Source organism: Pantoea sp. alder81, assembly GCF_020179835.1.
Classification (GTDB): Bacteria; Pseudomonadota; Gammaproteobacteria; order Enterobacterales; family Enterobacteriaceae; genus Pantoea.
The window spans coordinates 111,944-127,218 of sequence record NZ_JAIUDA010000007.1; the positions used below are offsets into that span (position 1 = coordinate 111,944).

Annotated in this window: 12 protein-coding genes and 1 tRNA gene; 1 reads left to right on the forward strand and 12 read right to left on the reverse strand. The window is 55.4% G+C overall.

The window, feature by feature from the left end; translation table 11 throughout:
• Positions 1–8: 8 nt before the first annotated feature.
• The 7 genes from dppC to LBW88_RS18625 all read right to left on the reverse strand — a co-directional run bounded on the left by dppC (position 9) and on the right by LBW88_RS18625 (position 8,224).
• The gene (gene dppC, locus LBW88_RS18595; protein ID WP_224933747.1) at positions 9–911 is read right to left on the reverse strand and encodes a dipeptide ABC transporter permease DppC; all 903 of its coding nucleotides are present in this window, start codon (positions 909–911) and stop codon (positions 9–11) included.
• Positions 912–921: 10 nt separating this feature from the next.
• Positions 922–1,941: a dipeptide ABC transporter permease DppB gene (gene dppB, locus LBW88_RS18600; RefSeq protein ID WP_224933746.1), complete on the reverse strand. Its 1,020-nt coding sequence runs from the start codon at positions 1,939–1,941 to the stop codon at positions 922–924.
• A 198-nt stretch (positions 1,942–2,139) separates the two neighbouring features.
• Positions 2,140–3,750 carry a dipeptide ABC transporter periplasmic-binding protein DppA gene (gene dppA / locus LBW88_RS18605; RefSeq protein ID WP_224933745.1) on the reverse strand — a complete coding sequence of 537 codons (1,611 nt, stop codon included), beginning with the start codon at positions 3,748–3,750 and terminating at the stop codon, positions 2,140–2,142.
• A 1,329-nt stretch (positions 3,751–5,079) separates the two neighbouring features.
• Positions 5,080–5,156: transfer RNA gene (locus LBW88_RS18610), tRNA-Pro, on the reverse strand.
• A 125-nt stretch (positions 5,157–5,281) separates the two neighbouring features.
• The gene (eptB, locus tag LBW88_RS18615) at positions 5,282–6,973 is read right to left on the reverse strand and encodes a kdo(2)-lipid A phosphoethanolamine 7''-transferase (protein ID WP_224933744.1); all 1,692 of its coding nucleotides are present in this window, start codon (positions 6,971–6,973) and stop codon (positions 5,282–5,284) included.
• 259 nt (positions 6,974–7,232) lie between these two features.
• Positions 7,233–7,661: an organic hydroperoxide resistance protein gene (locus LBW88_RS18620; RefSeq protein ID WP_224933743.1), complete on the reverse strand. Its 429-nt coding sequence runs from the start codon at positions 7,659–7,661 to the stop codon at positions 7,233–7,235.
• Between the two features lie 98 nt (positions 7,662–7,759).
• The gene (locus tag LBW88_RS18625) at positions 7,760–8,224 is read right to left on the reverse strand and encodes a MarR family winged helix-turn-helix transcriptional regulator (RefSeq protein ID WP_224933742.1); all 465 of its coding nucleotides are present in this window, start codon (positions 8,222–8,224) and stop codon (positions 7,760–7,762) included.
• Positions 8,225–8,285: 61 nt separating this feature from the next.
• Between LBW88_RS18625 and LBW88_RS18630 the strand changes: the two genes are divergently transcribed.
• Entirely contained in the window at positions 8,286–8,879 is a 594-nt protein-coding gene (locus LBW88_RS18630) for an HD domain-containing protein (RefSeq protein WP_224933741.1), read from the forward strand.
• 43 nt (positions 8,880–8,922) lie between these two features.
• Here the strand turns inward: LBW88_RS18630 and LBW88_RS18635 are convergent, their stop codons facing one another.
• The 5 genes from LBW88_RS18635 to LBW88_RS18655 all read right to left on the reverse strand — a co-directional run bounded on the left by LBW88_RS18635 (position 8,923) and on the right by LBW88_RS18655 (position 15,265).
• Positions 8,923–9,219 (reverse strand): HTH-type transcriptional regulator, encoded by a 297-nt coding sequence (locus LBW88_RS18635; protein WP_034827767.1) that lies wholly within the window; start codon positions 9,217–9,219, stop codon positions 8,923–8,925.
• Positions 9,220–9,469: 250 nt separating this feature from the next.
• Positions 9,470–13,069: an urea carboxylase gene (gene uca, locus LBW88_RS18640; RefSeq protein ID WP_224933740.1), complete on the reverse strand. Its 3,600-nt coding sequence runs from the start codon at positions 13,067–13,069 to the stop codon at positions 9,470–9,472.
• Positions 13,070–13,149: 80 nt separating this feature from the next.
• Positions 13,150–13,785: an urea amidolyase associated protein UAAP2 gene (locus LBW88_RS18645; RefSeq protein WP_224933739.1), complete on the reverse strand. Its 636-nt coding sequence runs from the start codon at positions 13,783–13,785 to the stop codon at positions 13,150–13,152.
• Positions 13,785–14,492: an urea amidolyase associated protein UAAP1 gene (locus LBW88_RS18650; protein ID WP_224933738.1), complete on the reverse strand. Its 708-nt coding sequence runs from the start codon at positions 14,490–14,492 to the stop codon at positions 13,785–13,787. The genes LBW88_RS18645 and LBW88_RS18650 overlap by 1 nt, the downstream gene beginning before the upstream one ends.
• Before the next feature lie 11 nt (positions 14,493–14,503).
• The gene (locus LBW88_RS18655) at positions 14,504–15,265 is read right to left on the reverse strand and encodes an ABC transporter ATP-binding protein (RefSeq protein WP_224933737.1); all 762 of its coding nucleotides are present in this window, start codon (positions 15,263–15,265) and stop codon (positions 14,504–14,506) included.
• Between the last annotated feature and the right edge of the window lie 10 nt (positions 15,266–15,275).

A 15,275-nucleotide genomic window follows, 5' to 3' on the forward strand; every position in this document is an offset into this window, starting at 1 on the left:
GTGCCTCTTTACTGCTTGAGTTTCGGGTCGAGTGCGTCACGCAAACCATCGCCCATGAGGTTGAATGCCAGTACAGTGAGCAGGATGACGACGCCAGGGAACGTCACGACCCACCAGGCACTTTGCGCATACTGCAACACGTCGGAGAGCATGGTGCCCCACTCCGGCGTGGGCGGCTGCGCCCCCATTCCGAGAAAGCCCAACGCCGCCATATCAAGGATGGCGTTGGAGAAACCTAATGATGCCTGCACGATCAGCGGTGCCAGGCAGTTAGGCAGAATATTGACGAACATCTGGCGCAGCGTACCGGCCCCCGCCACGCTGGATGCGGTGACGTAGTCGCGGTTCACTTCCACCAGCACGGCAGCACGTGTCAGACGGATATAGTGCGGCAGGGCGACGAAGGTGATCGCCAGTGAGGCGTTCACAATCGACGGGCCGAAGATGGCCACCAGCACCAACGCCAGCAGCAGGCTTGGCAGCGCCAGCATGATATCCACCAGACGCATGATCACCGCATCGACGACGCCGCCGAGGTAACCGGCCATCAGGCCAAACACCACGCCAAGAATCAGCGACAGCACCACCACTAAACAGCCAACCAGCAGCGACAATCGCGCGCCGTACATCAGACGAGACAGCACATCGCGGCCCACATCATCGGTGCCAAAGATAAATTTCCAGCTGCCACCGTCCTGCCACACCGGCGGATGCAGCAGCGCATCGCGGAACTGCTCCGACGGCGCGTGCGGCGCCAGCACATCAGCAAAAATAGCGATCAGCAGCATCAGAATGATGTAAACCAGGCCAATCACCGCGCCTTTATTACGTTTGAAGTAGTGCCAGAATTCCTGAATCGGGGTCATCGGCTTGGGTGCAGCGCTTACGCTTGCGGGATCAACAGTTGTCATGATGCCCCCCTTATTTCTTATGTCGAATGCGCGGATTGACCACGCCGTACAACAGATCAACCAGCAGGTTGACCACGATGATCAGAATCGCCACCAGCAATACGCCGCCCTGCACCACCGGATAGTCACGGCGCTGCAATGCTTCGATCAGCCAGCGACCGAGTCCCGGCCACGAGAAGATGGTTTCCGTCAGAATCGCGCCCGCCAGCAAAGTACCGACCTGCAGACCGATAACCGTCACCACCGGCAGCATGGCGTTACGCAGTGCGTGCACCACGATGACACGCATACGCGTCAGGCCTTTGGCGCGCGCGGTACGGATGTAATCTTCCCCCAGCACTTCCAGCATTGAGGAGCGCGTCATACGCACGATCACCGCCAGCGGGATGGTGCCCAGCACAATGGCCGGCAGAATCATGTGCATCACCGCATCTTTGAAATCGCCCGCTTCGCCCCACAGCAAGGTATCGATCAGCATAAACCCGGTCAGAGGATGGCTGTCGTCAAGGAAGATGATGTCACTGACACGCCCGGAAACCGGCGTCAGGTTCCACTGCACCGACACCAGCATGATCAGCATGATGCCCCACCAGAAAATGGGCATCGAGTAGCCGGTCAGTGAGATGCCCACCGCCGTGTGATCAAACACCGAGCCGCGTTTTACCGCCGCCAATACGCCAACCGGAATGCCCACCGCAATCGCGAAGAGCATCGCGCAGATGCCGAGTTCCAGCGTGGCTTTAAAACGAGGGACGAACTCATCCCATACCGGGATACGGCTTTTCAGCGAGATACCGAGGTCACCGTGCAGCACACCATTAATGTAGGTGATGTACTGTTTCCACATCGGCTGGTCGAGGCCAAACTGGGCCATCAGCTGGGCGTGACGTTCGGGAGAGATACCGCGTTCGCCGGCCATGATCAGTACCGGGTCGCCGGGGATCAAATGGACAAACGCAAAGGTCAGTAAGGTAATACCGATAAACGTTGGGATGACAAGGCCCAGACGTCGGAGTATGAATTGCAGCATAAGCCGGGTTCTCAGTCATTTCCCGTGACGTTGCCGCCAGGGACTACATTGCTCACAACACGCAGCCGACAAAGCCGGACGCGACGCAAGAAGCGCTTCAATATAAGAAATTAGCCGGAAAAAAAGTGCGGAATACGGGCGGCAAAGGTGCCGCCCGAGGGCCAGCAGCGCTGGCCCAGACCGCGATAATCCGAAAGGTTATTCCTGGATATCGACGTTTTCGAAGTGATGTTTACCTAATGGATCAACCACATAGCCACTCACTTTCTTGCTCACTGGCTCATATACGGTTGAGTGAGCAATGATCAGTGCCGGAGCCTGGTCATGCATCACAACCTGAGCCTGTTTGTAGAGCTCAATACGTTTGTTGTGATCGGCTTCAGCACGTGCAGGCTGAATCAGATCTTCAAACGGCTTGTAGCACCAGCGTGAGTAGTTAGAACCGTCTTTGGCCGCGGCACAGCTAAACAGGGTGGCGAAGAAGTTATCCGGATCCCCATTATCACCGGTCCAGCCCATCATTACGGTCTGGTGTTCACCGGCTTTAGCGCGTTTCAAGTACTCGCCCCACTCGAAGGTGACGATTTTGGCTTTCACGCCAATTTTCGCCCAGTCAGCCTGAACCATTTCCGCCATACGACGAGCGTTCGGGTTATATGGACGCTGAACCGGCATCGCCCACAGGTCGATAGAGAAACCGTCCGGCATGCCCGCTTCTTTCAGCAGCTCTTTCGCTTTAGCAGGATCGTAAGCGTAATCTTTGATGTCGTCGTTGTAGCTCCACATGGTTGGTGGAATCAGGTTTTTCGCGGCCTGGCCAGCGCCCTGATAAACGGCATCAATAATGGCTTGTTTGTTCACCACCATGGTCAGTGCCTGACGCACTTTCACGTTATCCAGCGGTTTTTTCTCGGTGTTAAATGACAGGTAACCGACGTTCAGACCAGGCTGCTCCATCAGGTTAATTTTGTCATCTTTCTTCATGCTGGCGATGTCAGCCGGGTTCGGATACGGCATCACCTGGCACTCACCCTTCTGCAGTTTGGCGTAACGCACAGACGCATCAGGGGTGATGGAGAACACCAGACGATCAATCTTCGGCTTGGTGCCCCAGAAGTCCGGGTTGGCTTTGTACAGAATGCGCGAGTCTTTTTGGTATTGCTGCAGCACGAATGGACCAGTACCCACTGGATTGAGGTCCAGCTTCTCTGGGGTGCCGGCTTTCAGCATGTTGTCGGCATATTCTTTTGACAGGATTGAGGCGAAGTCCATACCGAGGTCGGCAATGAACGGCGCTTCTGAACGGCTCAGGGTGAAGCGTACGGTGTAGTCGTCAACTTTCTCGATTTTCTCGATCAGCTTCGGCATATCCATACCTTCGAAGTATTCGTAGCTGCCGCCCGATACACCGTGGTACTTGTTGTTTTTGTCGAGCTGGCGCTCGAAGGAGAACACGACGTCGTCAGCGTTGAAGGTACGCGTTGGCTTGAAGTCTTTGGTGGTTTGCCACTTCACGCCTTTACGCAGATGGAAGGTATAAGTTTTACCATCTTCGCTAACGTCCCATTTTTCAGCCAGGCCAGGCTGCAGCTCGGTGGTACCGGTTTTGAACTCAACCAGACGGTTGTAGATCGGCACGGAGCTGGCATCGTAAGTGGTACCCGATGTGAAGAGCTGCGGGTTAAAGCCTTCCGGCGAACCTTCTGAACAATATACAAGGGTTTTCGCCTGGACACCCGCGGCAACAGTCATAGCAATCAGGCTAAGACCGACCTTCAGCATCCTGGATTTAGCCAGGGAGTTGATCATGTTTTGCTCCATTGTGATGTGATGTTGTGTGCGTCGCCCGACCTCTGAATTTTTTTATGCGGTTCGGGCAGCATGCGAGTGGTTTTTTTGTCATCCGATAGCCAATGGCTCCTCAGAATCGCCCTACTCTGCATGTTATTGACGCATCAATTTGTCAACAGTTGCAAAGAACGTCAATACAAGGTGGGGTTATTTACACAGAGTGTGAGTAAGTGCAAGCAACGATAAAAAACAGGGTTATTGCGCTGAGCCAAAATTTAAAAAGGTGATAAAGCGCGCAATGCCGCGTGATTATCTGGCTATGTAGTCAAATGACAGTGATTATCACCGCTAAAAAACACACAAAAGTTATTGGTAAATGTCGAATATCTGAACGATTCTCCGTGCGTTATGACGTTCAGGCAGCGAAATATGCTGGTGTATTGGCATAAGAAATCAGCAAAAAGCAAGAATCGGTCATAAGAAGAATGTGTCGCGAATTAAGCGTGCAGGGTTGATTGCGTGAGGGGTCAAGTTGGTAAAGTGGGAATAATGGCGGGTAGTGACGGTTATTTGAATGGGAAGGGCAATAGTAGGTTTTATTGCTTTTGGTTATCTGCGCTGCTCAGAGAAGGCGGCTCGATCGCAAAGACGGCGTAAATACATCCCTGTAGCCTCGACCGCCGCATCCCTGCGGCGAACGCTTTGCTCCCCGAGCCGCCTTCCCATCGCTCATCAGCAATGATTCCGCTGTTTTGAAAAGCTGCACGCACCTAATCTGCATCATGTTTTCTTTTTGCAGCACGCACAGAACCGAATTTTCGCTTCCAAAGGCCCGCACAGAATCAGATGAAGGAGGGAATGCGGGGCCGCGGAGTAAAGCGTTACACGCCAGGGATGGCGTGTGTCGAGCGATCAGGGACGAGACAGCGACTTTACGCAGCGGCCCCGTATTCACTCCTGGCTGCACCGGTTTCGCTTTTGAAACCCCGCACAGAAGCAACAGTTTAACCTCTGGACACACGCACAGAGCCGAATGCCAGCTTCTTAAAGCCTGCTCATAATCAAACGAAGGAGGGAATGCGGGGCCGCGGAGTAAAGCGTTACACGCCAGGGATGGCGTCTGTCGAGCGATCAGGGACGAGACAGCGACTTTACGCAGCGGCCCCGCATTTACTCCTGACTGCACCGGCTCCGCTTTTGAAACCCCGCACAAGAGCGTATTCCACCGTGACTGCACCGGCTCCGCTTTTAAAACCCCGCACAAGAGCGTATTCCACCGTGACTGCACCGACTCCACGATCAACAGACGAAAAAAAACCTGCTTTTTCAAGCAGGTTTCTTCAAATATGGTCGGCGAGAGAGGATTCGAACCTCCGACCCACTGGTCCCAAACCAGTTGCGCTACCAAGCTGCGCTACTCGCCGATGGGGGCGAATATTACTGCTCCCCCATGGGAGCGTCAATCCCTTTTCCGTAAAATCCGCCCGATCGCCTGGAAAGCAAGCAGTGCTGCAAAAAGCCCTGCCGCTCAGTACCTTCCAGAAAACACTTACAGCGTTTTGGCTGGCGTCGCCGCGGGTGCCTGACACCAGTTATTCGCCGCTTTAATCCCGCCATCCGGTGAACTGTAGCCGAGGCAGCCTAAAATGGTATCAAACAACTCAACGTGACGATGGGTTTTGCCTACACGCTGCTGCGCCTGGAGACGCTCAAAGTTACTGCGGTTGGTCGAATCCTCCAGATACTTATCAGAGGCCCACACCATCATCGGCACGCGGAACTGCTCCGGCGGCGCCATCTCACGCGGCGTACCGTGCAAATGCATGTTCTCACTGATCGACTCACCATGATCAGAGGCATAAAACACAATCGCCTTCTTATCACGTAGCTGATCGAGCACGCTATCCAGCATCGTATCGACGTAAAGAATCGAATTGTCATAAGCGTTAATCAACTGCGCTTTACTACAGGTCTCATCCACGCCCATACATTCCGGCTGATATCGTGCAAAGCTGCGCGGATAACGCTGTGAATACAGGTAATGCGAACCTTTAGTGTGCAACACCACCAGATGCTTACCTTTCGGGAAACGTTGCAGTGAAGCCTGTAGTTCCGGCACCAACAGCATGTCATCCACCGCTTTACCCTGATTACGCTTCTCAGAACCGATCTGCTCACGGAACGAGAAGTTGTTCATATCGGCATTATCGTAGAACCACACTTCACTCTGCATGGCGAACAGCTCAGAGGTAAAGCCCAGCTCTTTCATCACTGCAAAAACGTTCTGCTCTTTCAGCGTGCGGCCAGGGTTATCCATGGTGCCGCCTTCGCGCACAAACATACAGCGCAGCGACAGCTTGGTGGCGGTATCACAGGATTCACCACGGAATGCCACCAGATTCTTCTCTTTAGAAAGCTTCGGCGTGGTATCGCGGTCATAGCCCAGCAGACCCATATGATCCCAGCGCGTGGTCTCGCCAATCACAAACACCACATAGGTGTCATCGATGCCCGCTGGCGCAACGTAGGTAAACTTCTTCGCCGGATCCAACAACTCAGCGCCATCCACCTCTTCATCGACTTTCGTCCAGGCAAACAGCCCTAATGCCGCGATCCAGTTGGAAGGGAGATACGAGTGCGCCACCACCCCGCCGTAGCTCGGCAGGTCGATATTGGTGATCTCTTCATTCACTTTTTGCAGTTTGTCGAAATAGCGAATCGGCAACCACACCAGCGCCACACTCAGCAGCATGATCAGCGCAGGCTTGAGACGCTGGCCTGGCGTTTTCAATTGCTCGATTAAAGTCTGGCTGAGGTTATTGCGCCAAATCAGCAGCAGCGGCAAGGCGCTAACCAGCACCATCCACATCACAAAGCGCATGCCGACCACTTCTTTCGAGAGATCCACATCGGTTGTCATCACCGACGCCACGATGCCGTAGCCGATCACCACATTAAAGAAGGCCATGTAATAGGCAGAAGCGACCGAAATCACCACCGTCAGGCTGGCAAGGATACGATAAACCCACTTGCCGCCCAGCGATAACAGACGCATCAGGAAGAACGTCAGCAGGACTGCAGCGGTCACTTCCGCTACCGCTGAGAGCCAGTTAGAGAGCGTGGATTTCGTTAAGAAGCCGTCAAATCGGCGATAAAAAATCGGCAAATTCAATAAGATGCCGAGATAGAGCGCAAGCAATAGCGACAGCTTTTGCTGCGTTAACGTTTTGATATAATTCATTTACTTATTCATTCCTGACCCGGTGTCAATAAACTAACCTTAAATGTGACTATTTAAAGTCAATAGAGTTCGTCCGTGAGAGAGAAAAGCGCAAGCAGCGAGCAGGAACGGGACGAATCTGAACCGGAACGGCAATGAGGGCGCATGCAGCGCAGCAGTAGAACATTTAACCAATGGTAAGACCAGACAATTATTGATCTGACCCCATCAAATGATAAAAGGCTCCAGACGGAGCCTCTTTGTAAGACTGGCAGCAACCTTAGCGGATGATGTTCAGGGTCACATCAATGTTGCCGCGCGTAGCGTTAGAGTATGGGCAAACAATGTGTGCCGCATCTACCAGCTTCTGCGCTTCGGCTGCATCCATCTCTGGCAGGTGAATATTCAGTTTGGCTTCGATACCAAAACCGGTTGGGATCGGGCCGATACCCACTTCACCTTCAATCCACGCATCTTTTGGCATGGTGATTTTGTCGCGACCGGCGACAAATTTCATTGCACCCAGGAAACACGCTGAGTAACCCGCAGCAAACAGCTGCTCTGGGTTAGTCACTTCGCCGCCTGCGCCGCCCATCTCTTTTGGCACGCCCAGTTTCACATCCAGCACGTTGTCAGAAGAAGTAGCACGACCATCACGGCCGCCGGTGGCTTTGGCTTTTGCGGTATAAACAACTTTTTCTAAAGACATGATAACCTCATTATTCGCTATATAATCGCGCACTATGTAAATGCGCGCAGTTTTGACGTTGATATCAGGGATGCCATCAGGATGACATCCGTAATGCTTTATTTGGCGCGGTTAAGATGGCTACGCAAATCATCCAGCTGGTTTTTCAATGCCAACAGCGCATCATCGTCGCAGGCCGTGGCACAGCGCACCGCTTCAGGAATACTTTGCGCACGTTCACGTAGCGCACGACCCTCATCGGTTAGGGTCACTACCACCTGACGTTCATCGCGGCGCGAACGCTGACGACGCAATAAACCCGCGGCTTCCAGGCGCTTCAACAGCGGCGTCAACGTGGCTGAATCAAGGAACAGCTGCTCACCAATCTCTGATACCGTCACATCATCCTGATTCCACAACACCAGCATCACCAGATATTGCGGATAGGTAATTTCCAGCTCAGCCAGCAGCTGGCGATAGACTTTGTGCATCGCGAGATTCGCGGAATACAGTGCGAAGCAGAGATGTTGATCAACCTGGAGTGGCATCTGCTGCACTTTTTTGTCATCTTGATTACTGTTCATGCGATTCAATATAGATAGCGCGCTAGATAATTGCAAGCGACTTTATTCCGGAGAGTGAAAGATGCGTGATTCACTGGAAGAGCAAGCGCGCCGTTATGCCACGCAAGCACATGCTGCTGCGGGTCAGCGTCGCAAATACACCGATGAGCCTTATATCGTGCACCCGGCTGCGGTGGCCGAACTGGTGCGCAGCGTCACCGATGATGAACAGATGATTGCCGCCGCCTGGCTGCATGACACCGTTGAAGATACCCCCAGCACGTTACAGGATATTGAAAGCCACTTCGGTTCGCGTGTTGCGCAGCTGGTCGATATGCTGACTGATAGCACTCAACCCGAGGCGAAAAACCGCGCCGCTCGCAAACTGGCGCACTTCCGCCATACCGCCGAAGCCTGCCCCGATGCGCAAACTATTAAACTAGCAGACATCATCGATAACACTCGCGCTATCGTCCAGTTCGATCCCAATTTTGCCCGCATCTATCTGGTCGAGAAGCAGATTCAGATTCAGCTGCTGAATCAAGGGGATCAACAACTGTGGAAGCAGGCTGAGCGGATTATTGAGCACGGTCTTGAGCAGCTGGCGCAGCCACCACACAGCGTGCCAGAGAGTTGGTTTGTGAAACAGGCGGCGAAATACGGCGGATTGAGCTAAAAAAAACCCGCCGTGCAGGCGGGTCAGAGAACCGATAGTCTTTTTACTCGAGCAACTGCCGCCCCAGATAGGGATTGGCTTGCAGCAGTTTCATCAATTTACGCGCCGTAGCGGATGGGCGCGTGCGTTGCGCCTCCCAACTTTTTACAGATGAAACGCTCACCCCCATCACGCGGGCGAATTCATCCACCTGCATGCCGGTCATTTCGCGTAAACGCTGTGGCTCGGGAACGGATACTGCGTTGAGTGTAATTTCTGATACGGAAGGCTGTGCATCACGTGTCAAAACAATCTGCTCAAGGCTACTCAATAACTCGACCATTGGATCTTTTATTTCCATAGAGAACTCCTTTAAAACTCACTATGAAGCACGTGAAAGTAGAGAGGTAAGCGCCACCAGGCGCTGAAACTCGGCCATATCAGGCTGTATCCCGCAGCGGTCTTTTTAATTTTTTATTAAACCGTTACGGGACACAGCCTGCTGCACACTGCGAAAAGATGTCATAGCAATGCAACAATCAGCCGGGTTACTAATTATGGGTCAGATCCCCGGCTTTGCTGCCTGATTACTGATTATTTTTTATTCTTACTTATGTCACAGAGGAATCAATCACCATAAGCAATTGACCCGCCTGAACTTGCTGCCCGGCCTGCCGATAGAAACTATGGATTTTTCCACTGACTGGCGCCACGATCGGGATTTCCATTTTCATTGATTCGAGAATGCCTACCGTGGCGCCCGCTTCAATCTCACTGCCTTCATCAACCAACCACTGCCACACGCTGCCCGCCACCTGGCTCTCTACCGGACTACACCCTGCAGGCACCGTAATCTCTTCCGAACTCTGTTCTTGCAGCTGGCTGTCGAAGGTGAATTGCCCTTCAGCGCGCCAGCGTGTCAGTTCACTGTCAAAGGCCTGCTGCCGTTGCTGCTGGAAGGCGTCGATCTCCACCGCTTGCTCCACCAGCAACGCCTGATAATCTGCGAGGCGGAATTCGTCCTCTTCGCTACGCAGCGGATAGTCACCCCACGGGAAACGCTCGCGAATGGTGAGTAACTCTTCGGCGCTGACCGGATAAAAGCGTATTTGATCGAAGAAGCGCAGCAGCCACGGTTGGGTGAACGCCGAGGTTTGTCGATCGCGGTTCCACATCTGCATGGTACGTCCGACAAACTGGTAACCGCCCGGCCCTTCCATGCCGTATACGCACATGTAAGCGCCGCCAATCCCCACCGAGTTCTCTGCCGTCCAGGTGCGCGCCGGATTGTATTTGGTGGTAACAAGACGATGACGCGGATCGAGCGGCGTCGCCACGGGCGCACCGAGATAGACATCGCCCAGCCCCATCACCAGATAGGCGGCACTGAACACGATCTCCTTCACCTCATCAATGCTGGCCAGGCCATTGATGCGGCGGATAAACTCAATATTGCTGGGGCACCAGGGCGCATTAGGGCGTACAGACTGGCTGTAGCGGGTAATGGCTTCGCGACAGGCCGCGTCATCCCAACTGAGCGGTAGCCACACGGTGCGTGAAGGCACGGCAGCTTCGCTTAAGTCACCCAGTGCATAATCAATGTGCAAAATTTGCGCCAACAGCTCACTTCTTACACAGCGTTGCGCATCGTAGTGCACCTGTAGCGAACGGATGCCGGGCGTTAACTCCAGCTGTCCCGGCAGCGGATGGGCTTCCAGCTGTTGCATCAACGCGTGTACGCGGAAACGCAGCGCGATATCCAGCATTAAATCGCCATACTCCACCAGCAGGAATCGGTCACCTGCCGCACGCACGCTGAGCGATGGACGCCCGTTTTCTGCCGCATGATGGTGCAACAGCGGATCAATAAGGGGCAGTGCCGCATTCACTGTAAGCGGTGCTGATTGCAGTTTAATGATCGTTTCGCGTTGCGCCTGTGCCAGTCGATCGGCATCACTCAGATCGATCGGCATGAAGCGTACCCGATCCCCGGCTTTGAGCTGTCCGAGTTTCCACAGATCGGCCTCGATCACCGTGGCCGGGCAGACAAAGCCCCCGAGCGAAGGACCGTCCGGGCCGAGGATCACCGGCATATCACCGGTAAAATCCACCGTGCCAAAGGCATAAGCGTTGTCGTGAATGTTGGAGGGATGCATGCCCGCTTCGCCGCCGTCGCTACGGGCCCAGGTCGGTTTGGGGCCAATCAGACGGATGCCGGTACGACTGGAGTTGTAGTGCACCTGCCACTCGGCGGCAAAGAACTCAGTAATGTCCTGATCGGTAAAGAAGGTTGGCGCACCGTGCGGGCCGTAAATCACCCGCAGTTGCCATTCACCGTTGAGTTCCGGCACCAGCTCGGCAGGTAATTCTGCTGTCGCCAGCACCTGCGGATCGGCGAGGTGCAGCACGTCGCCCGCCCGCAGGGCGCGCCCGGCATGACCACCAAATTTTCCGAGGGTGAAAGTGCTGCGGCTGCCGAGATAATGTGGGGTATTCAAGCCACCCGCCAGCAGCAAATAACTGCGGCATCCTTCACTGACATCGCCCAGCGTCAGGGTTTGCCCGGCCTGCGCCGTGACGATCTGATGCATCGCCAGCGTCTGCTCATCCAACTGCGCGTTAATCGGTGCCCCGGTCAAAACAAAACTGCACGCCTGATTAAAACGCAGCGTCGGGCCGCGCAGGGTGATCTCCAGTCCCGCCGCCTGCGCGTCATTATTCAATAAGCGATTACCCAACTGGAATGCGCGGCTGTCAAATGGGCCAGAGGGCGGCACACCAACGTGCCAGTAACCGACGCGGCCAGGCGCATCCTGAACCGTGGTTAAGGTGCCGCCGCTAAGGATATCCAGCGTCGGCGGTTGCCATTGCACGCCGCCCAAAGTGGCGGTAATGATGCGGCCCTGCTGCACTTCCGGCAGCGAGCAGAGATGGCGCAACCACAGCAGATTGGTTTCGATGCCGTACAGCTCGGTGGCATCCAGCACTTGCGCCATGCTGCGCAATGCCTCTTCACGATTGGCTGCATGCACGATTACCTTCGCTAGCATCGGATCGTAAAACGGTGAGACCTCCATGCCGGTTTCCACGCTGCTGTCGATGCGCAGCGTGGCATCATCAATCTTTGCAGGAAACTGAACGTGACTGAGCAAACCGGCACTGGGCTGGAACTGTTTGGCCGGATCTTCTGCGTACAGACGTACCTGAATCGCATGGCCTTGCGCTTCGGTCGATAAGGTGTGGAGCGGCGGCAACGTTTGCTGCGCCAGCTCCACCATCCAGCGCACCAAATCCACGCCGTACACCATTTCGGTGACGCCGTGCTCCACCTGCAAACGAGTGTTAACTTCAAGGAACCAGAACTGCTGGCTGGCATCATCGTAGACATACTCCACGGTGCCTGCGCTACGGTAGTTGACCGCACGCGCCAGTCGCACCGCAGTCGCTTGTAGCTCGGCGCGCACTGTCGCACTCAATCCCGGTGCGGGCGTCTCTTCCAACACTTTTTGGTTGCGACGCTGAGCAGAGCAGTCACGCTCGCCAAGGGCAATCACATTGCCGGCCCCATCGCCAAAAATTTGCACCTCAATGTGGCGCGCGCGGGCGATAAACTTCTCTAAAAATACGCCATCATCGGCGAAGTTGTTGCCTGCCAAACGCTTCACGCGGGTAAATGCGGCATTGAGCTGCCCGGCATCATCACAGCGCTGCATACCGATGCCACCACCGCCCGCGGTGCTTTTTAGCATCACCGGGTAGCCAATCTGTTCCGCCATCACTCGTGCTTCGTCCAGCGAAGTCAGTAAACCGCTGCCCGGCAGCAGTGGTACCTGATTCTCCTGCGCCAATGCACGCGCACGATGTTTCAAACCAAACGCCGCCATCTGCTCAGCACTCGGGCCGAGGAACTGCACGCCTGCCGTTCCACAGCGCGTGACGAAATCGGGATTTTCACTGAGGAAGCCGTAGCCCGGATGCACAGCCTGCGCCCCGCTCTGCGCGGCAATCGCCAGTAATTTTTGCTGATTGAGGTAGGTGTCTCGCACCTGCCCGTCTCCCAGCGACCAGGCTTCATCGGCCAGACGCACATGCCGCGCGTGGCGATCGGCCTCGGCGTACACCGCAATCGCGCGGATATTCATGGCTTGCAGGGTACGGATAATGCGCACGGCAATCGCGCCACGGTTGGCAATCAATACGCGATCAATCATGAGTGAAATCTCTTATTACGGCAGGTCGTCCTGCGTGGACAGTGACGGCAAAAAACGGGTCGTCCCGTTGCGTCAAAGCATCACCACACGCTGACTAAGATCGGCGTAGGGTTGTAACCGTTACAAGGGTTGTTGAGCTGCGGGCAGTTGGAGATCAGCACCAGGATATTCATCTGCGCCACCATCTCGACATATTTACCGGGGGCAGAAATGCCATCGGCGAAGGTCAAACCCCCGTCGTGCGTCACCGGCACGTTCATAAAGAAGTTGATGTTGTGGGTGATATCGCGACGCGTCAGGCCGAATTCCGGCTTTTCGGCCACCGCCAGCATCCAGCTGTCACGGCAGGAGTGCATATGGCGCTTCTCCAGATCGTAACGCACCGTGTTGCTCTCACAGGAACAGGCGCCGCCCAGCGTATCGTGGCGACCGCAGGTATCAGCGGTTATCGTCAGCATCGGGCGATCGGCGTTGGAGCGCAGCACGCTGCCTGCACTGAGGAACACATTCTTTTGCCCGCGAAGTGTATCGCTCATGCTGTAGCGCTCGGCGGTGTCGTCGGCGTTGAAGAACAGGGTATCGGCAGCCTGATTCCCCTCCAGATCGGTGATTCTCAAGGTCTGGCCCGCTTCGATGCGCTTCAACCAGTAATCACCAGCATTCACCTGCTGCTGGAGTTGCGCTTCGGCGGGATTAAGTAAGCTTTCAGTGATCATCAGATTTCTCCTTGCAGCTGATAGAGCGCGTTGTTGCGCAGGCCGCGCTGGTTTTCGGCACGCGCCAGGCAAATTTCCGGCAGTGGCGCGCGTTGGGCGTCCAGTGTGATCTGCACCGGCTGGCGCGGATACTCGCTGCTGGCGCTAAGCGGATGCGGGCAGGTGTGCAGAATCACCAACGTGTCCATGGCAAAGCGCAGTCGCACCTGAGCGCCTGCTGCGCCCTGTTTTTCCAGTTGCAGCGTGCCGTTATCATCGGCGCGCACCTGCGCAAACAGGTTGAGGCATGAGGCCATATCACGCTGGCCAAGGCCGTATTTCGCCAGCTCAACGAGGAAGCTGTCGTAGCCGTTTTGATGGCGCAGATTGCGTGCCTGCTGATAATCGCTGGCACCGAAACGGGCAGAGGTTTGTTCAGCATTCAGCGTGCCGCAGACGCTCTCATGCCAGCCGAAGCTGTCCTCTTCGATGCCGCAAAAAATGCGTCCCATATCGGAGTAAAGGCAGTGCCCGGCCGTCAGGCGGAAAGTGTGCTGACACTTCAACGTATCGGGCGCGTTGTAGCGTTCCAGTAGATTTTCCGGGTTGTAGAACAGCATGCCGACGTTGGCGCCGCCTGCGATATCGGTCAGCGTCAGCGCCGTACCGCTGCGCATCACCAGCGACCAGTGCGATCCCGCCGGTAACAAGGTTTGATAAGCGTTCATGTGGTGCTCCTTTAAGCCACCTGCGGCTCAGACGACAGCGCAGCGTCAGGCTGTGTGCGATCCAGCGGCAGGTCGTAAGTGATGGTCGCGCCCCAGGCTTCCGGCGCGTGCGGGTCATGACGCAGTTTGTCGAACACCAGCAGGCGCGAGGCCAGGCTGAAGCCCTCTTTCAAATCGTGCGTAATCATAAAAATGGTCAGGTTGTGCTGCTGCCACAGGCGAGTAATCAGCTGGTGCATCTCGTGGCGGATGCCGGGATCGAGCGCCCCAAAGGGTTCGTCGAGCAGCAGGATGCGCGGCTGCTTCATTAACGCCTGCGCCAGCGCCAAACGCTGTTGCATGCCGCCAGAGAGCTGATGCGGGTATTTACTCTGCGCCTGCTCCAGGCCGACCTGCGCCAGCATCGCCTGCGCACGCTGACGGATCGCCTGGCGCTTTTTACCCCACACACGTCCCAGCCAGCGAGCGCTGCTGAACTCTTCCGCCAGCATCACGTTGCCCAGCACTGTCAGATGGGGAAACACCGAGTAGCGCTGAAACACCACGCCGCGATGGGCATCGGGCTCATCGGGTATCGGTTCGCCATCCAGCAGCAGTTGGCCTTTGGTCGGTGATTCGGTGCCGAGTAGCATGTTGAGGAAAGTGGTTTTGCCACAGCCGGATGCCCCAACAATCGCCACAAACTCGCCCTGCTCCACGTTGATGTTGAGGCGCTCCAGCACAACCTGATCGCCGTAATGTTTTTCGAGGTTTTTCAGTTGCAGTAAAGGCATCGCTCGCTCC